Source organism: Leuconostoc lactis (assembly GCF_007954625.1).
In the GTDB taxonomy this organism is placed as follows: domain Bacteria; phylum Bacillota; class Bacilli; order Lactobacillales; family Lactobacillaceae; genus Leuconostoc; species Leuconostoc lactis_A.
Window position 1 is genome coordinate 647,149 of sequence record NZ_CP042420.1, and the last position, 22,773, is coordinate 669,921.

20 protein-coding genes and 1 riboswitch are annotated in these 22,773 nt (G+C 44.1%); of the genes, 18 read left to right on the forward strand and 2 right to left on the reverse strand.

Annotation, left to right across the window (positions count from 1 at the left end):
- Positions 1–199 precede the first annotated feature (199 nt).
- Positions 200–1,504, forward strand: a complete 1,305-nt coding sequence (locus tag FGL80_RS03290) for a chloride channel protein (protein ID WP_055308472.1) — start codon at positions 200–202, stop codon at positions 1,502–1,504.
- Between the two features lie 19 nt (positions 1,505–1,523).
- Here FGL80_RS03290 and FGL80_RS03295 read toward each other — a convergent pair whose 3' ends face one another.
- A complete protein-coding gene (locus tag FGL80_RS03295) occupies positions 1,524–1,856 on the reverse strand; it encodes a VOC family protein (protein ID WP_055308471.1) in 333 nt (110 codons plus the stop codon).
- Positions 1,857–1,880: 24 nt separating this feature from the next.
- Positions 1,881–3,140, reverse strand: a complete 1,260-nt coding sequence (locus tag FGL80_RS03300; protein ID WP_055308470.1) for an MFS transporter — start codon at positions 3,138–3,140, stop codon at positions 1,881–1,883.
- Positions 3,141–3,235: 95 nt separating this feature from the next.
- Here FGL80_RS03300 and FGL80_RS03305 point away from each other — a divergent pair, with 95 nt between their 5' ends.
- The 17 genes from FGL80_RS03305 (at position 3,236) to FGL80_RS03385 (ending at position 22,754) form a co-directional block, all read left to right on the forward strand.
- Positions 3,236–4,192, forward strand: coding sequence for an Rgg/GadR/MutR family transcriptional regulator (locus FGL80_RS03305; protein WP_055308469.1), 957 nt, complete (start codon positions 3,236–3,238; stop codon positions 4,190–4,192).
- 20 nt (positions 4,193–4,212) lie between these two features.
- Entirely contained in the window at positions 4,213–5,769 is a 1,557-nt protein-coding gene (locus tag FGL80_RS03310; RefSeq protein WP_010003651.1) for an ABC-F family ATP-binding cassette domain-containing protein, read from the forward strand.
- Positions 5,770–5,809: 40 nt separating this feature from the next.
- Positions 5,810–6,514, forward strand: coding sequence for a biotin--[acetyl-CoA-carboxylase] ligase (locus tag FGL80_RS03315; protein WP_244297951.1), 705 nt, complete (start codon positions 5,810–5,812; stop codon positions 6,512–6,514).
- Between the two features lie 75 nt (positions 6,515–6,589).
- Positions 6,590–6,757, forward strand: a riboswitch (Lysine riboswitch).
- A gap of 78 nt (positions 6,758–6,835) precedes the next feature.
- Positions 6,836–7,948, forward strand: a complete 1,113-nt coding sequence (gene alr, locus FGL80_RS03320) for an alanine racemase (protein WP_055308468.1) — start codon at positions 6,836–6,838, stop codon at positions 7,946–7,948.
- A 39-nt stretch (positions 7,949–7,987) separates the two neighbouring features.
- Entirely contained in the window at positions 7,988–9,085 is a 1,098-nt protein-coding gene (locus FGL80_RS03325) for an aspartate-semialdehyde dehydrogenase (protein WP_029510080.1), read from the forward strand.
- A 17-nt stretch (positions 9,086–9,102) separates the two neighbouring features.
- Positions 9,103–10,053: a YdcF family protein gene (locus tag FGL80_RS03330; protein ID WP_055308467.1), complete on the forward strand. Its 951-nt coding sequence runs from the start codon at positions 9,103–9,105 to the stop codon at positions 10,051–10,053.
- Between the two features lie 86 nt (positions 10,054–10,139).
- Positions 10,140–11,918 (forward strand): ABC transporter ATP-binding protein, encoded by a 1,779-nt coding sequence (locus tag FGL80_RS03335; protein WP_147001805.1) that lies wholly within the window; start codon positions 10,140–10,142, stop codon positions 11,916–11,918.
- Positions 11,911–13,716, forward strand: coding sequence for an ABC transporter ATP-binding protein (locus FGL80_RS03340; RefSeq protein WP_055308465.1), 1,806 nt, complete (start codon positions 11,911–11,913; stop codon positions 13,714–13,716). Before FGL80_RS03335 ends, FGL80_RS03340 begins: the two co-directional genes overlap by 8 nt.
- Before the next feature lie 208 nt (positions 13,717–13,924).
- Complete coding sequence (locus FGL80_RS03345; protein ID WP_029508932.1) at positions 13,925–14,662, forward strand: amino acid ABC transporter ATP-binding protein; 738 nt, start codon at positions 13,925–13,927, stop codon at positions 14,660–14,662.
- 46 nt (positions 14,663–14,708) lie between these two features.
- Positions 14,709–15,575 (forward strand): transporter substrate-binding domain-containing protein, encoded by an 867-nt coding sequence (locus FGL80_RS03350; protein ID WP_010000769.1) that lies wholly within the window; start codon positions 14,709–14,711, stop codon positions 15,573–15,575.
- Positions 15,576–15,577: 2 nt separating this feature from the next.
- The gene (locus tag FGL80_RS03355) at positions 15,578–16,219 is read left to right on the forward strand and encodes an amino acid ABC transporter permease (protein ID WP_029508931.1); all 642 of its coding nucleotides are present in this window, start codon (positions 15,578–15,580) and stop codon (positions 16,217–16,219) included.
- 9 nt (positions 16,220–16,228) lie between these two features.
- Positions 16,229–16,888, forward strand: coding sequence for an amino acid ABC transporter permease (locus FGL80_RS03360; protein ID WP_029510087.1), 660 nt, complete (start codon positions 16,229–16,231; stop codon positions 16,886–16,888).
- A gap of 180 nt (positions 16,889–17,068) precedes the next feature.
- Positions 17,069–18,703: a peptide ABC transporter substrate-binding protein gene (locus tag FGL80_RS03365; protein WP_055308464.1), complete on the forward strand. Its 1,635-nt coding sequence runs from the start codon at positions 17,069–17,071 to the stop codon at positions 18,701–18,703.
- Between the two features lie 87 nt (positions 18,704–18,790).
- Positions 18,791–19,708: an ABC transporter permease gene (locus tag FGL80_RS03370; RefSeq protein WP_010000765.1), complete on the forward strand. Its 918-nt coding sequence runs from the start codon at positions 18,791–18,793 to the stop codon at positions 19,706–19,708.
- Positions 19,709–19,719: 11 nt separating this feature from the next.
- A complete protein-coding gene (locus FGL80_RS03375; RefSeq protein WP_010000764.1) occupies positions 19,720–20,751 on the forward strand; it encodes an ABC transporter permease in 1,032 nt (343 codons plus the stop codon).
- Positions 20,752–20,766: 15 nt separating this feature from the next.
- Positions 20,767–21,816: an ABC transporter ATP-binding protein gene (locus FGL80_RS03380; RefSeq protein ID WP_010000762.1), complete on the forward strand. Its 1,050-nt coding sequence runs from the start codon at positions 20,767–20,769 to the stop codon at positions 21,814–21,816.
- A gap of 2 nt (positions 21,817–21,818) precedes the next feature.
- Complete coding sequence (locus tag FGL80_RS03385) at positions 21,819–22,754, forward strand: ABC transporter ATP-binding protein (RefSeq protein WP_055308463.1); 936 nt, start codon at positions 21,819–21,821, stop codon at positions 22,752–22,754.
- The last annotated feature ends 19 nt before the right edge of the window (positions 22,755–22,773 follow it).

Below are 22,773 nucleotides of genomic sequence, written 5' to 3' on the forward strand. Positions count from 1 at the left end.
AAAATAAACTTTTTAAGAATTTGCCGAAAAAAAGCCAGCGCAATCAGTGGAAGCGCTATAATGGGGGATGTTGTTGTCTAATTTAGCATTAATAGATCGAATTTGTGAAAAAATACGTTTTTGTTTATGTTAAAATATAAAAACTTGTGCCTTTTTTTGAAAAAGGCTAAAAATTCAATCAGCTTAGGGGTGATATGTTATGGAAACTCAGTTATCATCAAAAAACCCTCATCAGACACCATGGTTTAAAAAAAATACGAGTGTACTGGTACTCTCTACCATTGTTTTGGGGATAATGTCGGGCGTGGGGGCGCTCGTTTTGTCGTTCTTTTTAGAAAGCGTTGAGCAGCTATTTTTAGGTTATGGTGAAACGGCTAAAATGCCAGCACCGATAACGACAGTGCCTTTAGTGCGACTACTATCGGTTGTCATAGGTGGTATGATTGCTGCCTTTTTTTGGTGGCTCTTACGGACGAAAATGACCCCAACGGTCAGTGTCAACAAAGCGCTTGCTGGGGAAAAGATGCCTTTTTGGCAAACTATATTGCATGACTTTACCCAGATCTTTTATGTTGGAACGGGTGGTTCAGTTGGTCGTGAATTGGCGCCTCGTGAAGTCGGTGCCGTAATGGCTGAAAGGTGGACAGCATTCTTGTCCCGTCATCACATCGAACCACTTTCCAGTGATGATCGCCGACTATTAATTGCTTCAGCCGCTGGCGCCGGTTTTGCCGGTATCTATATTGCACCCATTACGGGGATGTTGTTTGCCGTTGAAATCATGTATAAAAAATATGATTTGAAAACAATTGGCGTGAGCTTGACGATGTCAACCATCGCCATGGGGATTGGGTCATTAGTGAAGGGATTTAACCCTTACTATTTACTGGATGATGTGAAATTCCCGGTTGGCAGTGTCTTGTTTGTGATTATTTTGGCACCGCTGTGCGGCTTTGCGGGGAGCTGGTTTAGAAAATGCTTCCAGTGGGCTGAAAAAAATCAGACTAAGACACGTCATATTTTATGGCAATTACCTGTTGTCTCACTCTTAACGGGTGGCATTGCTTATTTCTTCCCAGAAATTATGGGTAATGGTCGGTCACTAGCGCAGTTAGCAATTGGCGGTAGTGCGCGTTATCAGCAAATTATCATTGTGTTATTGGTTGGTGCGGGCTTAAAGGCTATTGTGACAGTTTTGACTATTCGGTCAGGCGCATCCGGTGGTACATTGACGCCATCGATTTCAATTGGTGGCGCTTTAGGCGCAGTTGCTGGTTGGGTACTGTCTTACTGGGTCCCAGGCGTTAACATTGGTCAAGGGGCGATTTTGGGTGCTGGTACGTTGCTGGCCGCTTCACAACAAGCACCACTGATGGCCATGTTTATGTTGATTGAAATCACGCATCTAGATGGTTCAGCGATTCTACCATTAACGATTGGTATTTTGATTGCGACTGCCGTATCGCGTCTCGTGTTACAACCTAAGACCAGTAAAAAAGCCTGACACATCGTGTCAGGCTTTTTTACTGGTTGGCTTCAATGGTAATCAGATTACCTTCAGAATCTTTGATTTTAATGGCGATCTTGTTGCCAAACCGCGCTTCAGGTTCACCAACTAACGTCACAAAGTTATTTTTCAAATGCTTTTGCAAGTCTGCTTGGTGATCTCGGACCAATAGTTCGAGTTGATCGGTTGGTTCACCCGTTACGAAAACAATATCTTCGCCATCTAGTGTTAAATGGCGACCAGATTGATGGCCTGATTGGGGCAAATCAAAAACATCGCGCCAAAAACGGTAGGCGCGGTTCGTATCAGTTGCTGGAATTGTTTTAATGTTTAATTTACGTGGTTTCATATTAATAAGTATAGCTGAATTTCACTAATTTTCAACTCGTTCAAGGTCACGCTGGCGGGTGTAAATCGTATAGCCAACGATAATGAATAACAAGGTTGACATGGTCAACCAAGCAAAACTGGGTGTGATGACATTGGCTAAGCTGAGAAATAAGAGTTGGCCCAATGGTGCGGTGGCGAGGACTAAAGTATTGATCAGACCGCCAACACTGGCTAAACGATCAGGTGCGACACGTTGCATCATAATAGCCCCAATCCGTGGATTAATTTTAGCAGAAACATAGCCGATACCGGCGATTAGGAGCAACCAGACAAGACGGTTTGGCCAAATACTTGGTACCAAGCCTAGTAATAGTAATAGGCCGCAAGCTGTCCCAATTAATTGCTTAGTGGTCATATTCTGAAAAATATCATGTACCACAATGGAACCCAGTAACATGCTGACGGTTTCCACAGCGCCAAATATGGCCACGGTAGTGCCAAAATTACCAATCATAAGCTGATGCATTTGTAATAAAGTTAAATTAAACAGGCCAGCTAATGATGTACTCACAAAGTTAACAGCGGCAGCAAGTACAATGAGTTGGAAAAAGAGGTGATCACGGTAGACCGACATAAAGGTGATGTTGAAATCAGAAAACAGTGTGGTTCGGGAACGGTGGGCGAGATTTTGGCTAATTTGGTGCTGGGCCTCGGTAAAATACGACTGGTGGGTGGTCATCACGAGCCATGCAATGATAAACAGTAAAGCATTAATGAAACTGAATACGGCCGCGTTGTTGTTTAAGAGGCTAAACAAGCCAGCACCGAAAAAACCACCAATCATGGCCATGGTAATACTAACGGCTTGTTCGAGACTCATGGCGGTCTGCATGTCCTTTTGAGCTAAAATATAGCGTGAGATAGGCTTCATCAATAAATTGCTATAAAGCCCTAAAATATCATTGATAAAAATTAAGCACAACAACACAATGAAGGTCATGGCACGGGTTTCATAGGCAAACAGTAAGCCGGACATCACCAGAAAAATAGTGGCTTGGGTACGTCTGGTGATTGACCAAGCGCGCAAATGATCGTGCGTTTTGTCGGCTAAATTGCCTAGTAAAATGGCAAAAAGATTAGGTAAAAAGGTGATGAACGCGACAGCAGTGACTGCTAAAGTGGCATGAGGGCGCGATGCTGCGATCATGAGAAAAACAATGTTAAACAGACTAGTGCCTAAATTATTAAATAGTTGGGCGGTGATCATGATGAGAAAAGCGCGATTGCTTTTAAGTAATGTCATATGTTTTGCTCCTTTGAATTGCGTAAATTCATTTTATCCAGTAAACTGAACAACAAATCAAAAAGCGAATATATGCTACTTTCTGGCGGTGACAAATGGATTACGGGGCAACATTTAAAAGAATACGTGAAGACAAAGGGTTAAAAATTGTTGATTTAGAACAAGAAAACATCTCACGCTCACTCATTGGCAAATTTGAAAAAGGGCAATCACGGCTATCAGCAGACCGATTGGATCGCTTATTAGCGGACATGGGTGTGAGTCATGATGAATTCTTATTTCTTGGTGGGGAACCTGGGGATAATTATATGTACACGTTGTTGCATGAGATGGGGGTGCAGTCTGGTAAAATACGCGAACGTCAGCAACTGGATCGGATGATTGCGCGGGCGACCCGTGATTTGACAAGTGGTCGTGGTGGCTTAAGTGCCAGATTTATGCGTGATTTTGGTCTGTTGATCAAAATCGGCCTGACAGCCGAAGATGATGGGGTCAAAAAGGAGATGTATGAGTATCCTGGTGTTCAGCAACATGTTAAGCCAGCCGTACAATTTTTAAAAAAGGCGGAAACATGGGGACGGTTGGAACTTGATTTATTTACCCTTTTTTATATTGGCATGCAGCCGGATGATTTACTCGTCTTGGGACGATTGGCAATTCAACGGGCACGGGTCTACACGGCACTAAGATCTGAGAAAAAGCGGTTAGTTGATATTATTCACACGGCATTTAACGGCCTAATGTATGTTGATCAAGCGGGGGCAGCTGAGATGTTAGCCCTTGAAGCACAAGTCATTCAGGCAGCCGATGAGTTTATGATTGATTGGACGAGTGAACGGTTGCGTTTACGCTTAGATGAAGGGTTACTGATGATGCTGCAAGGACAAGTTACGGCTGGGTATGAACAGATTATGTCAGTGGTTTCAGTCTATGAGATGATTGGCATGCAGGAAATGGCTAATTTTACACGCCAAACGATTGCCCAAACAAAATCGGCCATTGAATCCAACCAGCGGGATAAAATACCACATATTTACTCAATGTTGATTTAAAGTATGGTAAACTTAAACTTATGGCATTATTAGAAGTCAGTGGCCTTACAATGGCCTACGCAGAAAAAACTTTATATGAAGACGCAGCCTTTGAACTACAACAAGGCGAACACATGGGAATTGTTGGTCAAAATGGTGCCGGCAAGTCAACCTTAATTAAGATTATTACCGGACAAGAATTACCCTTGTCTGGGAAAATCGACTGGCAAAAAGGCTTAAAAATTGGCTATTTGGACCAGTATGCTGAAATTCCTGACGGCATGAATTTGGTTGATTTTTTGCACACTGCTTATCAAGACTTATATGATAAGCAAGACCGCATTACCGAACTCTACAATGAGTATGCGGAAACCATGAACGACAAGTTGTTGGATCGCGCCGGTCGCATGCAAGAAGAACTGGATGCTGCCGGTTTTTATGATGTGGATACGCAAATCGAACGCGTTATCTCCGGTTTGGGCTTAGAAGCTATCGGTCGTGATCGTGAATTGGAACAAATGTCTGGTGGCCAACGTGCCAAAGTCATTTTGGCCAAGTTGTTGCTGGAAAATGATGACGTCATCATTTTGGATGAGCCGACGAACTATCTGGACGTTGCCCACATTGCGTGGTTGCAAGATTTCTTGCAAACCTATGAAGGCGCGGCTTTGATTATTTCCCATGACTTTGACTTTTTGGACAAAGTGACCAACGCGATTATTGATGTGTCATTTGGTAAGATTACCAAATATCGTGGCTCGTTCACGAAAGCGATGCGTCAAAAAGAAGAGCGTACGGAACAACAGTTGCGACAATATGAAAAGCAACAGGGTGAAATTGAAAAGGCCCAAAAGTTTATCGCTAAGAACAAAGCGCGTGCCTCAACTTCAAAGCAAGCGAAGTCACGTGAAAAGATGCTGGCGCGCATGGAAAAGATTGATCCACCGTCAGAAACATTACAAGCAAAATTCAATTTCCCTTATGTGAACTCACAATCTGCCAACGCATTGACAGTCAATGATTTGTCCGTCGGTTACGTGACCCCAGTCTTGGAGCCAGTAACTTTCTCAGTGACAACGGGACAAAAGATTGTCTTCAAAGGCTTTAACGGCGCGGGTAAGTCGACATTGATTAAGTCAATTCTCGGTGTGATTCCTGCCTTACACGGGACAGCTGAATTCTCACCGTCTGCCGTCGTTAACTACTTCGACCAAGACTTGGCATGGGATGATGACACAAAGACACCATTACAAGAAATGCAAGATCGTTTCCCAACGCTAGAACCAAAGGCGTTGCGGACCCGATTGGCTGCGGCAGGGATTAACGCTGAAAACGCGCAAAAGCCGTTGCAACAACTTTCTGGTGGTGAGCAGACAAAAGTGAAGTTGGCCATTATGGAAATGAAGCCAAGTAATTTCTTGATTTTAGATGAGCCAACCAACCATTTGGATGAAGGGACGAAAAATGCCCTACGGGCAGCGATTGACAAATTCCCAGGAAATGTCATTATCGTTTCCCACGAAGTCAGCTTTACAAAGGGCTTTGGTGACCGTGAATTAAACGTTGCGGCGCTATCCTATAAGAAAGAAACAGATTAGTATGGTGCAACTACTGACACAAAACAACATGCCGAAAAACATGACAGTTTTTGATGTGGTTGCGTCAACAATGATAAAAGGTCGAGACATGCTGAATACAGGCGTGGCTCGGCCTTTTGCTGTGGTTGCCAATCAACAAACTGCTGGGTACGGAAAATTCGGACGTCAATTTTTCTCACCGCGAGGGAGCGGTGTGTATATGACGTTTGTTTTTGACGTGCCAACTGGTAGCTTTGATGCCGGACTATTGACCACCGGTGTGGCCGCAACGATTGCGCGGGTCATTTTTGAAGTAACTGGTATTCAAGTAGCTATGAAATGGGTGAATGATTTATATTATCAGGATCGCAAAATTGCCGGCATTCTTGCTGAGGGTATTCTGACCGCAGGTCAGCTCACGCAAGTCAGTATCGGTGTTGGTTTGAATATTTTAGCCACGGTTGTGCCACCTGAACTGCGGGATAAAATCGGCGCACTTGATGTCGATGTGGATAAAAATAGGTTAGTCTGCAAGATTTTCACAGCTTTGCAAGCTGATTTTTCAGGTTATCAACAAGGACAACATCTTGCCTATTACCAAGCACATGCTTATTTAACAGGCCGTTATGTATCGGTCCAAATTGGCACAACGGTGCTGCAAGGGCAGGTAACCGGCATCGGACAACAGGGTGAGTTATTGTTGGTAGACGATACTGGCGAGTCACATGCTTTGTTGAGTGGCGAAGTGACTCAAGTTAAGCTATAGTGGGCAGGGTTGATAACGAGATCATAACAACGCATTTGACAAAATAAAAGTATTAGAATAAAATAAAAACAATGAGAAAATCATAGAGGTTGCCATAGACAAGAGTCACTTGTGGAGTATTGATAGATACGCTGAAGCAAGCAAAAGGGGATGTGGCCGAAGCGTTGGCACTATCATGTCAGTTAGCTGGGCCATTGGTTAAGAGCCAATGGACTGTCGCGGATGCGGGGTGCTATGACGGAGATAAGCGTTTTTTATTGCGATCCGTGACTGCCCTCCAAGCAGCCACGGATTTTTATTTTATGAGAAAAAGGTGTGACTATGGTAGAGGCAATTACAAGGCCAACACAAATTGAAATATCACAAAAAGCTTTAAAAAATAATGTCGCCGTCGTGAAGCAAACATCAGGCGCAGACAAAATCTTTTTGGCTGTTAAATCTAATGCCTACGGCTTGGGGTTAATCCCAACGTCAAAGGCGGCCGTGGCAGGTGGTGTCTACGGCTTAGCGGTAGCCATTATTGATGAAGCTTTGGCTTTGCGCCATGAGCGACTAACGGCACCGATTTTAATTTTAGGGATTTCACCAGCGCAATATGCGGAATTAATGGCCGTCCAACATATTATGGCTACGGTTGTGTCGCTTGATTGGTTAAAAGAGGCGGCGACTTATTTGTCCGGTGAACAACGTTTGCATGTCTCGTTAGGGGTTGATACGGGAATGGGCCGAATTGGCTTCCGTGATCGTGCAGCGCTGGCCGAAGCCATTGCTTATGTCCAAGCACATCATGATTTATTTGACTATGTTGGCTTAGCGACGCATTTTGCCGAGTCCGATTCGGCTAATACTGATTATTTTGAGATGCAACTGGCGCGTTGGCATGAGTTGACGGATGGCTTACCGGAACCAGAATATTATCACGTCGCCAACTCTGGGGCTGCCATGTATCACGCTGACGAAGTCCCACATGACGTCATTCGCGTGGGGACAGTCCTGTATGGCGTGGAACCTTCCCGTGGCGAATTGGCCGATGGCCATGAGTTACAACCGGTCATGGCTTTACGTAGTGAAATCAACTTTGTGAAGCAACTGCCGGCGGGGGAAGGCATTAGTTATTCCCACAAATACACCACGACGGGCGACGAATGGATTGGGACAGTACCGATTGGCTATGGCGACGGGTGGCTACGCAAATTGACCGGCTTTAACGTGATTGTTGATGGGCAATATGTACCCATTGTTGGTCAAATCGCCATGGATCAAATGATGATTCGCTTGCCGCATGAATATCCTGTGGGAACAAAAGTGACTTTGATTGGTCGTGACGGTGGGTTAGAAAATACCTTGGAAGATGTCGCGCAACATGCGGGCCTAGCACCTTGGGAAATCATGACTGGGATGCAAGATCGCTTGCACCGCGTACTTGTTGATTAGGATACACAGCGTAACAAACTTAACATTGAGGAGAACAAAATGACAGAAAAAACTTATCATGTGGCAATTTTGGGCGCCACTGGCGCAGTTGGCACACGTTTGCTATCACAATTGGAACAATCAACGATTCCGGTTGGTCAAATTAAGTTATTGGCTTCAGCACGTTCGGCTGGCACGACTTTAATGTTTAAAGGCGAACCGGTGACGGTTGAAGAAGCCACGCCAGAAAGTTTTGACGGTGTTGATCTGGTCTTAGCATCAGGCGGTGGCTCAGTTTCAAAGCGCTTTGCGCCCGAGGCAGTTAAGCGCGGTGCCGTTGTTGTCGATAATTCAAGTTATTGGCGCATGCATGATGACGTGCCACTGGTGGTACCCGAAGTTAACGAAGCCGCTTTGCAAACACATCAAGGCATTATTGCCAATCCAAATTGCTCAACCATTCAAATGGTAGTGGCCTTGGAACCCATTCGCCAAGCTTATGGTCTAGAGCGCGTGATTGTATCAACGTATCAAGCCGCCTCTGGGGCAGGTCAATTAGGTTGGGATGAATTAGTCGCGCAAACAACCGCTTATAATGCCGGTGAACCGGTCACGGCATCAGTTTTGCCAGTCCGCGGTGCGGCTAAGCACTATCCATTAGCCTACAATTTATTGCCCCAAATTGATGTATTTGAAGATGATGGGTATACCCATGAAGAATGGAAAATGATTCACGAAACCAAGAAAATTATGTTTGGTGACAAGGATTCCCGTGATGTGAAGGTGACTGGCACGGCTGTGCGTGTGCCGGTGCCAATTGGGCACGGGGAGACGGTTTACTTTGAAACAGCGGCTGGTACTGGGGCCACGGCACAAGGGATTCAACAAGTCTTAAGCCAAGCACCAGGGGTCGTGCTGGAAGATAATCCAGCCGAGCAACTTTATCCGCAACCGGTTAATGCAGCGGGCAAGCGCGAGACGTTTGTCGGTCGTGTCCGGCCGGATTTGGAAGTTGATGATGCTTTCCATATGTGGGTCGTGTCAGATAACCTCCTCAAAGGGGCAGCTTGGAACACCGTGCAAATTGCTGAGCGATTGGTGGCGCTTGACTTAGTGCGCGTCCCAGATACAGCAACAAATCCATTTACGACAGCGTAACGTGATACAATAAGGCTATGATAACCCTCATTTATCTTGTAACAATTGGATTATTATTGGTAGCGCTTGGCTACCAATTGCAGAAAAACCCCGCGACGATGACAATCGGTACGTATGGGGTTTTTATTGTATTGAGCGTGATTTTATTGTGTCAGCATTGGCTCAACTTATCGCCAGCCAGCCGGCAAGCCATTCGTGTCGGGAGCTACAGCATAGCGATACTCATGGGTGTTATTTTAATGCTGAGCATTGCGTGGTACAGTTGGAAAAAATCACGGCGGTTGCTGGTACCAGGTATTATTGGTGGCTATTTAATCAGCTTAGTTTTGTTATCCCCATGGTCATTATGGCGGCTGGCTGCACCGTGGTTGCTGTTTTATTTTGTCTGGCAGTTTAGTCGCTTTTTAATCAGCAGTGTGGCTTATGGGATCGTCAATCGACCACCAAAAGTTGGCCCGCTCGTGGTGTTAGGCGGTGGTTTAGCGGATGGCTATCACGTTGGTAAAATCGTGGATGCGCGTATCCGAGCGGCAGTGTTAGATGCCCAAAAGATGACCCCTTTCCCGATTATCGTATTTTCGGGTGGACAAGGTGACGATCAGCAACGGAGTGAGGCTGCAGCGATGCGAGAACATGCCGTCTTGCGCTATGGTGTCCCGCTGGCGCAAACACGATTAGAAGATCAGTCACGGAATACCATTCAAAATTTTCGTTATAGTGCGGCTTTGCTTGATGGGCAACCGTTAACGTTTTATACGAGTGATTACCACGTTTTTCGGGGTGCATTGATCGCGCAAACACTAGGCATTTCAGCACGTGGCCGTGGTGGGGTGTCGGTTTGGCGGCATCGCATACCGGCCTTTTTGCGCGAGTTTGCCGGGGTGATGAGCTTGCACAAACGGCGACAGGTGCTATTTGGCAGTTTGTGGGTCATTGTAGCAGGTTTAAACGTGATTTTTTTCTCATAAAATAGTGTGATATAATGCCTTTTATGATGTTGTTATGTGAAAAATGACGATTAAATAATATAAAAATGGTTAAAAGGGAGGTGTACATGAGTATTTTTGGAAAATTGATGTGGTTTTTTAAAGCGCATCAACGGCTTTATATTTTAGGGTTGTCTTTTTTATTCTTAACAGAAATTTCACAAATGGTGTCACCGGCACTAATTGGGCAATTCACGGATAAAGTTGTACGCCGAGAATTAACATTTGAGGGGCTGGTGTTTTATGCTGGTGGGATTTTGTTATTTGCGATCTTAATGTATGGTTTTCGCTACGCGTGGATTACCCACATTTTTCAGGGATCTGCGTTACTAGAAAAAACATTACGGCAACAACTTTTCGACCATTACATGGCGATGGATACCACGTTTTATCAACGGCATCGTACGGGTGATTTAATGGCGCACGCATCCAATGATTTATCAGCGATCCAGCGTGTGGCGTCGGGTGGTATTTTAATGCTGGTTGACTCTGTCGTGGTGATTATTTTCACGGTGGCCTCGATGATTCTGGTGGTGGATTGGCGTCTGACGTTAATTGGTGTTTTGCCCTTACCATTGTTGATTATCGGTGTGCGCTACTTATCGCCGAAAATTCGTGCGGCGTTTACGGCGTCACAAGAAGCCTTTTCACGCTTATCTAACAAATCCCAAGAATCAATTGCTGGGATTAAAGCGATTAAGACTTTGGGTCAAGAACAACAAGATGCCGCTGCTTTTGAGGCGCAAGTACAAGAAACGATTCAAATCAATAAGCGGGTTGCTCGAATTGACGCAATGTTTGGCCCAATGGCAACACTGATCATGACCATTAGTTATGTGATTATGATTACCTATGGTGGCTCGCTGGTCGTTAATCAAGCCATTACGATTGGGCAACTGGTCTCATTTTCCACCTATCTTGGCTTATTAGTTTGGCCAATGTTTGGTTTGGGACAATTATTTAACGTCTTAGAACGTGGGAATGCATCATATATTCGTGTCCAAAACATTTTGTCTGAAAAATCCGCTGTGGTCGAAAAGCCGAATGCGGTCGCAACGCGGGCAACGGGTGATTTGGTCATTGATGTGACGGCGTTTAGTTATCCTGATGATGCCGAGGAAAATTTGGCCTTAGAACACATTAACTTTACGGTCAAAGCCGGTGAAACGTTGGGGATTGTCGGGCGTGTTGGTTCAGGGAAAACCACATTATTGAAGTTGTTATTGCGGCAATTTGATGACTATCAAGGCACGATTAAAGTGGGCGGTACGGATATTAAGGATTACACTTTTGCAGCGTATTTACGTGCGATTGGTTATGTTGCGCAAGAAAATTTCCTATTCTCCACAACGATTCGTGACAATATTCGGTTTGCCAATATTGATGAAACACAAGCGGTAGTTGAAGCCGCCGCTAAAAAAGCCGCTTTTCATGAAGATGTCTTAGCGTTGCCAGCCGGTTACGACACCGAAGTTGGTGAGCACGGGGTGAGCTTGTCTGGTGGGCAAAAGCAACGTTTGGCGATTGCGCGTGCGTTAATCATTGATCCGGAAATTTTAATTTTAGATGATGCCTTGTCAGCCGTTGATGCGCGGACGGAAAAGCAAATCTTACAAGCCTTGAAGGCTGATCGCCAAGGGAAAACGACAATTATTGCCGCGCATCGGATGAGTTCGGTGATGAATGCTGATGAGATTATTGTGTTTGATCAAGGCCGTATTAAAGAACGCGGTACGCATGCCGAGTTAATGGCCAGAGACGGCTGGTATGCCGAGATGTACCACCAACAACAATTAGCAACAGAATTAGAAGAAAAATTAGATGGAAAGGCGGGCGCTGATGTCTGAAAATAATGAATCAGTCTGGGCGAAAAGTATTCCGCTCAAAACACAAATTCGGGTGGTTACAACGTTGATGAAACAAGCAAAGCCCTTTCGCCAGATGTTTTTTGTCGCCCTTGCAATTGGTGGTGTCTTTGCGCTCTTGCAAGCAGCCGCACCACGTGTGATTGCTTACTATATGACGACGTACCTGCATCAAGGGGATAATATCACCATCCAAATCATGTGGAGCTTTGCTCTGTTAGTCGCTGCTATTCGGGTCTGTCAAGCCATTACGGATGGTCTGAATGCCTACTATTTCACGGTGGCCGCAGAATATGCGTTAGAAGATATCCGCGTCAAGGTCTTTGAGAAGTTGCACACCTTAGGGATGCGTTTTTTTGATCGCGTGCCGGCGGGGTCTTTGGTGACGCGGGTGAACAATGATACGGCGTCATTAGCAGATTTTTGGCGCTTTTTCATGGAATTAACCTTTGTGGTGATGAGCATGATTGGTGCTTATATCGGGATGTTGACGGTGAGTGTGAAAGCCACATTGCTTATGCTAGTTGTGGTGCCATTTATTGTCATTTCGGTGGTGTTGTACCAGCGTTTCTCATCGAGTCTTTTCCGTCATATGCGTGAACGGCTCTCACATTTAAATGCTAAAATTGCCGAAAGTATTACTGGGATTGATGTTATTCAAGAATTTTATCAAGAAGATCGGTTTAAAAAGGCCTTTGCTAAGGTCAACGGCGAATATTTTAATGCGCGTTTTAAAATGATTAAAGCCGATGCATTGTTATTAGAGCCGATGATTGATTTGATGTTAGGTGGCGCAATGGTGCTGGTCCTCTGGTACTTCGGGGTTTTGTCGATGACCACTGCTGTCTCAGCTGGGGTAATTTATGCGTTTACTACCTATTTAAACAATATTTTTAGTCCATTAGAAAATGTGATGAATTTGTTTAGTCCTTTCCAAGAAGGATTGGTTTCGGGTTATCGCGTTTTAGGCATTTTGGATGATGACACGTATGCCCCAGCGCAAAATCCAGGCGCAGATAAGCAAATTACCCAAGGGAAAATCGAATTTAAGCATGTCAACTTTAGTTACGATGGGCAACATCCAATCTTAAAGGATTTGACCTTCACAGCGAACCCTGGTGATACCGTGGCCTTGGTTGGCCACACCGGTTCCGGTAAATCGTCGACGATTAACACATTGATGCGCTTTTACGATTTTCAAAGTGGGGAAATTTTGCTCGATGGGCAGGATATTCGCGATATTGATCCCGTTGATTTGCGTCAAAAAATGGGGTTGGTGTTGCAAGAACCGTTTATGTTTTATGGGGATGTTGCCTCTAACATTCGGATGTATGATGATACGATTACCGACGACCAAATTATTAAGGCTGCTGAATTTGTTGGGGCAGATAGCTTTATTGATGAGCTGGACGGTCAATATCATGCCAAAGTACAAGAAGGTGGTTCAGGCTTCTCGGCTGGGGAAAAACAGTTGATTAGTTTTGCCCGAACGATTGTTAAAGATCCAAAAATTTTAATTTTAGATGAAGCGACCGCCAATGTGGACACAGAGACGGAAGTATTGATTCAACAATCACTCCGGAAAATGCGTCAGAATCGGACAACAATTGCGATTGCGCACCGTTTGTCGACCATCAAGGATGCCGACTTAATTCTCGTGTTAGATAAAGGCGAAGTGGTCGAGCGGGGGACGCATGATGCGTTACTGGCGCAACGCGGCCGTTACTATGACTTATATCGTTTGCAAGGGATGACAGATGATGAGACGGCAGTTAGTTGACCGGGTGTAATGTTAAGAAACTCACATTTTTATGTCACGTTTCCTGCCATGGATTAATTTAAACTGGCGGGTGACACGTAGAATAGAAGTATGAGCAGACTGGGGCGAATCGTGTAATATGCCTGCGTATTGCACGATAATCGCCCTTTTTGTATCGGGACCGTGTGCCGTGTTAAAGCACTTGCGAGAAAAAAGGAGAAATTTATTCATGTCAATGATTGAATTCAAAAATGTTGAGAAGTACTATGGCAACTTTCACGCATTAAAAAATATCAATTTGAAAATTGATGAAGGCGAGACCGTCGTGTTGATTGGCCCATCGGGGTCAGGAAAGTCAACGTTGATTCGGACAATCAATGGATTAGAAGAAATTCAAGAAGGCCAATTGCTGGTTAACGATTTTGATTTACACGATCCAAAAACAGATATGAACCGTATCCGTAAGAATGTTGGCATGGTGTTCCAGCATTTCAATTTATATAACAATAAATCAACACTGGAAAATATCATGCTTGCACCCCGTTTGGTGTTGAAGCGTGATGAAGCGGAAAACAAAAAAATCGCGATGGAATTGCTTGAAAAGGTTGGCTTGGCCGACAAAGCAGCGAATATGCCATCTGAATTGTCTGGTGGACAAAAGCAACGTGTTGCCATCGCACGTTCATTGGCGATGAAGCCAAAAGCCCTATTGTTTGATGAACCAACTTCAGCTTTGGATCCGGAAATGGTTGGGGATGTGTTGGACGTTATGCGTGATATTGCCAAGGATTCATCCATGACAATGCTTGTCGTGACCCATGAAATGAGTTTCGCGAAGGCAGTGGCTGATCGGGTAATTTTCATGGCTGACGGACAAATTCTTGAAGATAGCACAACCAAGGCATTCTTTGATAATCCAAAAGAAGCACGTGCTAAGAAGTTCTTGAGCCAAGTTGAACATCATTAAAAATAGAGGAGGGGCGTTTACGAGTAATCTGAACGCACAGTAAATTATGGAAAAAGCTAAAAAACGACAATTTGGCATTATTGCAACAATTGTTTTAGCTGCCGTTATTGTCCTCGGTTTAATGTGGGCAACAGCCACAGCTAAGAAAAATTCAGAACACGAAGACACGCTGGCGCGTGTTGAACGACTGGGTCGTATTGTCTGGGGTGTCAAAGCAGATACAAAATTATTTGGTTTGATGAACACCAAAACTGGGACACCAGAAGGCTTTGACGTGGATATTGCCAAAGCCTTGACGGTGCAAATTGCAAAACAAACTGGTGTACCGATGTCAGCACAATTCATCCCAGTATCAGCATCTTCAAAGATGCAGTTATTGAAGAACACTAATATTGACGGATCTGTTTCAACGATGACGATTACGCCAGAACGTGAAAAGATTATTGACTTTACCAAGCCATATTTTGACGCCGGACAATCAATCTTGGTGAAAAAAGATTCCGGTATTCATTCTGTTAAAGATATGAATGATTCTAAGTACACGATTATTGTGGTCGTGGGCACAACTGCTGCCACGGAAATCAAGAAGTTTGCGCCTAAGGCAAAGGTTTTGGCAGTGCAAGACTATGCCACAGGTATGCAAGCGTTGAAGAGTGGTCAAGGGCAAGCGATGTCAACTGATAACGCGATCTTGTACGGTTTTGCAACTGAAAACCCAGAGTATCACATTGCTGGTGGGACATTTACGCATGGGCCTTACGGGATTGCCTTTGATAACGATCAAGGCCCAATGATTCGGGAAGCCAATAAGGCATTAGCAACGATCAAAAAGAATGGTGTCTACAACGCGTTAATTAAAAAGTGGTTCAGTGATGTTCCTGGTCTTGACTGGCACAGTTTGGAGGCGAAGTGATGATTGAATTGTTTCAGAATAATTTTCCAACTTTGATGCAGGGCTTTGGTTACACGTTACTATCGAGTGTGATTGCACTAGTGGGTTCCTTGATTTTGGGAACGGTGTTTGCGGTAATGCAAGTGATGCCACAGGCGTGGGTCCGTCGCATTGGTAATATTTATGTCCAAGTTTTCCGAAATATCCCACTTTTGGTGATTACGTTCTTCTTCTTCTTGGTCGTGTCACAGTACGTTAAAATGAGCGGTTTTGTTTCAGGAACTGTCGCGTTGATGTTGTATACATCAGCGTTTATTGCCGAAACCGTGCGTGCGGGTATTTTGGCGGTTAATGGTGGGCAAATGGAAGGTGCGCGTGCAAATGGGTTGTCATTTGCGCAAGCCATGCGCCATATTGTTTTGCCACAGGCGTTCCGTGTGGCCTTACCATCACTGGGTAACCAATTTATCAATTTGGTTAAAAACTCATCTATTTTAGCCTTTGTTGGTGGTTTGGACTTGATGTATCAAGGTAACATGATTGCAGCCAATACGTTTGAAACGTTTGGGACATATATCATTGTCGGTATCTTATATCTCATTATTACCTTACCGTTGAGTTACTATATGCAGCACCTTGAGCGTAAGCTCAAGCAGGCAGCGTAAGGAGGAATTATGGCGACATTAGGATTTTTTAGTGCCTTTACACCACAAAATGTGACGTATCTATTAGGCGGACTGGGGATCACGGTTGGCGTATCTCTCATTTCAGTTATTTTGAGTTTAATTTTTGGTTCAATTGTTGGAATTATTCAATTTGAACGTATTCCTTATTTTTCAAAATTTGTCGGCACAATCAATAACGTGATTCGTAATTTGCCACTATTGTTAATTATTTTCTTTGTTTACTTTGCGTTGCCAAAGATTGGGATTCACTTATCAGTTTTTTGGGCCACCATCATTGCGATGAGTACGTTTGAGTCAGCGATGTTGGCTGAAATTGTGCGTGGTGGCTTGGAATCAGTTGATATTGGCCAATTTGAAGGTGCGCGTGCGAACGGCTTGAGTAATATGCAAACGATGATTTACATCATTTTGCCGCAAGCTTATAAGAAAATGATTCCACCAATTATTTCACAATTGATTTCATTAGTGAAGGATACCAGTTTGGCAATGGGAATTGTGTTGGCCGAATTGATGTATCGTGGCCAGATTGTTTATGCACAGAACTCGACGTACATTATTCCAGTATTGATTGTGATTACGCTGGTATACTTCGTTCTAAATTACGGCTTGTCGTTAGTTGCACGTTGGGCTGATCGTAAATTAGCGTAAGGATTGTCTTTAATTTCGGACAGTTATTTATGGATGTAATCTCATAAAAATGTGTTAAAACCCATTATTTCAAAAAAATAACAAATAATTAGTTGTACATGAGAAAAACACATGGTATACTAATATCTGTTAATAAAGAATTTAAAACACAAACCTTTATATCTCGGGAGGATATATGCTATGGAAACATGGAAGAAGGTAGCCCTTGGTGCGGCTGCTGTAGTCGTTGTCGGTGGTGGAACACGCGCTGCTGGTCTTTGGGGCGGTTCATCAGATAATAGCAAGAACTTGTCATTCCAATTGCCAACACCTATTCAAACATTGGACATCTCTAAGAATACTGATACATACTCAGGTACGATCATTGGTAACTCTGGTGCCAACTTGATGCGTGTGGATGCCAAAGGTAAGCCACAACTTGAATTGGCGAAGTCAGTTAAGCACTCTGACGATGGTTTGACTTATACAGTTGAATTGAAGGATGGCTTGAAGTGGTCTGACGGTTCAAAGTTGACAGCCCAAGACTTCGTTTACACTTGGCAACGTATCGTGAATCCAAAGACAGCGTCACAATATGCTTACTTAGCATCTGGTGTTGAAAACGCGGATAAGATTGCAGCCGGTAAGGCCGCTGTTGATTCACTTGGTGTCACAGCTAAGGGCAACACGTTGACATTCAAGTTGGAACGCCCAATGCCACAATTTGAATACTTGTTGACGTTTGCGAACTTCATGCCACAAAAGGAAAGCTTTGTGAACAAGGAAGGCAAGAAGTACGCGACAACTTCAGACACGGCATTGTACTCTGGTCCTTATAAGGTTCAAGGTTGGAACGGAACAAACAACACGTTCAAGCTTGTGAAGAATGACAACTACTGGGATGCTAAGAACGTCAAGACAAAAGAAATTGACGTGCAGGTTGTTCAAAAGCCTGAAACAGCTGTGCAATTGTACAAGCAAGGTAAGATTGATCGTGTGTCAATTTCAAACACACCTGAATTGTATAAGGCTAACAAGAACAACAAGGATGTCGTGAAGACACCAGAAGCAACAACAGCTTATTTGGAATATAACCAAACAGGTAAGAACAAGTTCTTGGCTAACGCTAAGATCCGTGAAGCTTTGAACTTAGCAACTAACCGTAAGGAATTGACTGATCAAGTCACTTCTGGTGTGTCAACACCAGCCACTGGTTTGGTGCCAACAGGATTGGCTAAGACAGCTACTGGTGAAGACTTAGCCAAGTATGTTGCCCCTGGTTACACATACGATCCTAAGAAGGCCGCTGAATTGTTCAAGCAAGGTTTGCAAGAAGTTGGCGAAACAAGTGCTACATTGACAGTAACTTCTGATGCTGATTCACCAACTGCTAAGACAACTTTGGACTACCTCCAAGGTTCATGGGAAAAGGCTTTGCCTGGTCTTAAGATTGAAGAAAAGTTTGTGCCATTCCAACAACGTTTGAAGGATTCACAAACACAAAACTTTGACATTGTTGTGACACTTTGGGGTGGTGACTATCCTGAAGGCTCAACGTTCTATGACTTGTTCAAGGATGGCGCATCATACAACGATGGCCGCTTTACGAACGTCCCTTATACAGCCGCTGTTAACAAGGCCGAAACAACAGATGCTTTGAAGCAAGAAGCACGTGATAACGACTATAAGGCAGCTGAAGCAGACTTGTTCAAGGACAGCAACTTTAACCCACTTTACTTCCGTTCAGGTTACTCACTACAAAATCCTAATGTGACAGGTATCATTATCAACTCAACAGGATTGAACCAAGACTGGAAATTCGCTGTTAAGAAGTAAAAGTTGGTCTCATTAAAATATAAGCAATAACAAATAAGGATTGACGTAAGTTAATTCTTATTTTGTTCATTATAGGAAATCATAATTATGTGGAAATATATTCTCAAAAGACTAGGGTGGCTTGTCTTCACGCTATTCTTAGTCATTACGGCGACGTTCTTCTTGATGCAAATTATGCCAGGAACGCCGTTTAATAACCCGAAGTTGACGCCAGAAGCCTTGGCGCAGTTGAAGACAACCTATGGATTAGACTTGCCATTGTGGCAACAATATCTTAATTATTTGGTTGGGGTTGCACATGGTGATTTTGGTATTTCATTCCAATATCAAAACCAACCGGTTAGCATGTTGATTGGGCAACGGTTACCTGTTTCGGCAGCGCTTGGGGCACAAGCTTTGGTTGTTGGTGTGATTGCTGGTTTGATCATGGGTGCCGTGTCAGCACGTAACAAGAACAATAAAATTGATGGCACATTAGGCATTTTGTCAACGTTGGGTATTTCAGTGCCAAGTTTCATTTTGGGAATTGTCCTCGTCTACCTCTTTGGCTTCAAGTGGCCACTTTTCCCCGTTTCTGGTTGGGGTGATTCGTTCTCACAAACGATTTTGCCAACAATTGCTTTGGCAGTGAGTCCAGCAGCGATCACAACACGTTTTGTGCGTTCAGAAATGATTGAATCACTGAGTTCTGATTATGTGCAATTGGCGAAGGCCAAAGGGTTGAGTGAGAAGGAAATCGTTAACAAGCACGCTTACCGTAACTCAATGATTCCAGTTTTGACATTGATCGGTCCGATGGCGGCTGGTTTGTTAACGGGATCAACATTGATTGAACAAATCTTTTCGATTCCTGGTATTGGGCAACAGTTCGTGTTGTCTATTCCATCAAAAGACTTTCCGGTTATCATGGGCACAACAATTGTCTATGCGGCAATGTTGATGTTGATGATTTTGATTACAGATGTGCTCACGGCGATCGTTGATCCACGTGTTCGTTTGCAATAAGGAGGCTTATGATGGCAGCAAATACTGAAGATTTTGTCATCGTTGGCGCACAAAGCTCTGATGCCAACGAACATATTTCAAAGCCAGCCTTGTCATTTTGGCAAGATGCTTGGCGTCGCCTCAAGCTTAACAAGCTTGCGGTTGTATCCATGTGGTTTTTAGTTATTATTTTGGCTTTTGCCGTGTTATCGAATATTTTCGTCCCACAAAAGGCAGCCAATTCATTTAATTCTGATAAAGTTGGTGTGTATAAGAACTTACCACCAAACTCTGGCTTACCAATTCCTGGTTGGGATGGTAAGATCAAAGCGCCTGGCGACACGACCTCAACGAACGCTTATAGCGAACAAGGTGTGCCGGATGGGCAAAAGTTTATCTTAGGTACGGATAATATTGGCCGTTCAATGGCTAAGCGTGTCACTGTTGGGTTGCGTATTTCATTGTTAGTGGCCATTGTGGCAACATTCATTGACTTGGTCATTGGTGTGGCTTATGGTGTCTTCTCTGGCTGGAAAGGCGGCTGGGTTGATAACGCGATGCAACGTATCATTGAAATCTTGTCATCTATTCCAAACTTGATCATCGTGACGATGCTTGGTTTGTTGTTTGGTAGTGGGATTGCCTCAATTATTTTGGCAATTGCCATGACAGGTTGGTTAGGCATGGCGCGCCAAGTCCGTAACATGACGTTGTCATTAAAAGAACGTGATTATGTATTGGCTGCGAAGTCATTAGGTGAAAGCTCATTTAAAATTGCGGTGAAGCATTTGATTCCAAACATGGCCGGTACGATCATTGTGCAAATCATGATGACTGTGCCAAGTGCGATTATGTTCGAAGCGGTTTTGTCAGCCATTAACTTGGGTGTGAAGCCACCGACAGCGTCATTGGGATCATTGATTGCGGATGCGCAATCAATGTTGCAATTCTATCCTTATCAAGTATTAATTCCTTCAGCCGTGTTGGTATTGATCTCGTTGGCCTTCATCTTGTTGGGTGATGGCTTACGTGATGCATTTGACCCACGTGCGAGTGAAGATTAAGAGGTGTGCAAGAGAATGAGTAATCCGATATTAAGAGTTGAAAATTTGCACGTGAACTTCAACACGTATGCTGGGACAGTGCAAGCGATTCGTGATGTCTCGTTTGACCTAAACAAGGGCGAAACGTTAGCGATTGTTGGTGAATCAGGGTCTGGTAAGTCAGTCACGACTAAGACGTTGATGGGTTTGAACGCCAAAAATGCTAGCATTCCTGATAATTCACGCTTGTTGTTTAAAGACCGTAATTTGCTCGATTTGACCGAAGAAGAATGGCAATCAGTGCGTGGTAACGAAATTGCTATGATTTTCCAAGATCCAATGACGAGTTTGGATCCAACGATGAAGATTGGGATGCAGATTGCTGAACCGCTCATAAAACATCGTGACATGAAAAAAGAAGACGCGCTAGCACGTGCGTTGGAGTTGATGAAAGGGGTTGGGATTCCTAACGCCGAAGAACACATCAACGATTACCCACACCAATGGTCTGGTGGGATGCGGCAACGTGCCGTGGTTGCCATTGCATTGGCTGCTGATCCAGAAATTTTGATTGCTGATGAACCAACAACTGCTTTAGATGTGACGATTCAAGCACAGATTTTGACATTAATGAAAAAATTGCAACATGAAACGAAAAGTTCAATTATTTTCATCACGCACGATCTCGGTGTGGTAGCAGGTGTTGCTGACCGTGTTGCTGTCATGTATGCGGGTAAGATTGTGGAATATGGTACCGTGGATGAAATCTTCTTTAATCCACAACACCCTTACACATGGGGCTTGCTCAATTCAATGCCAACAACTGATACTGAAGTTGGGACGTTAGAGGCCATTCCAGGAACCCCACCAGATTTGTTGGAACCACCTAAGGGTGATGCATTCGCACCGCGTAATGCTTACGCCTTGGCGATTGATTTAAAAGAAGAACCACCATTCTTCAAAGTGAGTGACACGCACTATGCGGCCACATGGTTGTTAGATGAACGTGCACCAAAGGTCACGCCACCAGCGCAAATTCAAAAGCGTTGGGATCGTTGGCAAGAAATGCAAGGACAGGAGGCTTAATCATGACTGAAGAAGCACCAAAGAAGTTAGTTGAGCTAAAAGATCTGCAGTTGTATTTTAACCAAGGCAAGGCCAATGAAGTACGCGCAATTGATCATGTGAGCTTTGACATTTACGAAGGTGAAATTTTTGGCCTGGTTGGTGAATCAGGTTCTGGTAAGACGACCATTGGTCGGACAATTTTAAAGATTTATGAACAGACAGCTGGTGATATTTTATTCCAAGGAAAAGATGTCACGCAGTTGAAAGGGAAGCAATTAGCGGAATTCCGTAAGGATGCGCAAATGATTTTCCAAGATCCACAAGCGAGTTTGAATGGGCGTATGAAAGTGCGTGACATTATCGCTGAAGGAATTGACGTGAACAAACTCGCCAGTTCTAAGGCGGAACGTGACCAAAAAGTGCAAGAATTGTTGGATTTGGTTGGTTTGAACAAAGATCATGCTACCCGTTATCCCCACGAATTTTCGGGTGGCCAACGTCAGCGTATCGGGATTGCCCGTGCGTTAGCGGTTGATCCGAAGTTCATCATTGCCGATGAACCAATCTCTGCGCTGGACGTCTCAATTCAAGCACAAGTTGTGAACTTGATGAAGGAATTGCAGAAGAAGCATTCACTAACCTATCTCTTCATCGCGCACGACTTGTCAATGGTGAAGTATATTTCTGATCGTATCGGGGTCATGCACTGGGGTAAGTTGCTTGAAATCGGGTCTGCGGACGCGGTTTATAATCACCCTTTGCATCCTTATACGAAGAGCTTGCTTTCAGCCATTCCAGTGCCTGATCCAGAAGTAGAAAAGGCGCGTCAACCGTTGGAATATGATACAAGTATCGAAACTGACGGTAAAACACGGGAAATGATTGAAGTGAACCCAGGTCACTTTGTGTTGGCCACACCTGAAGAAGCAGCGCTATATAAAGCGCAACAGGTTTAAGGGATTAAAAAAGCTATAA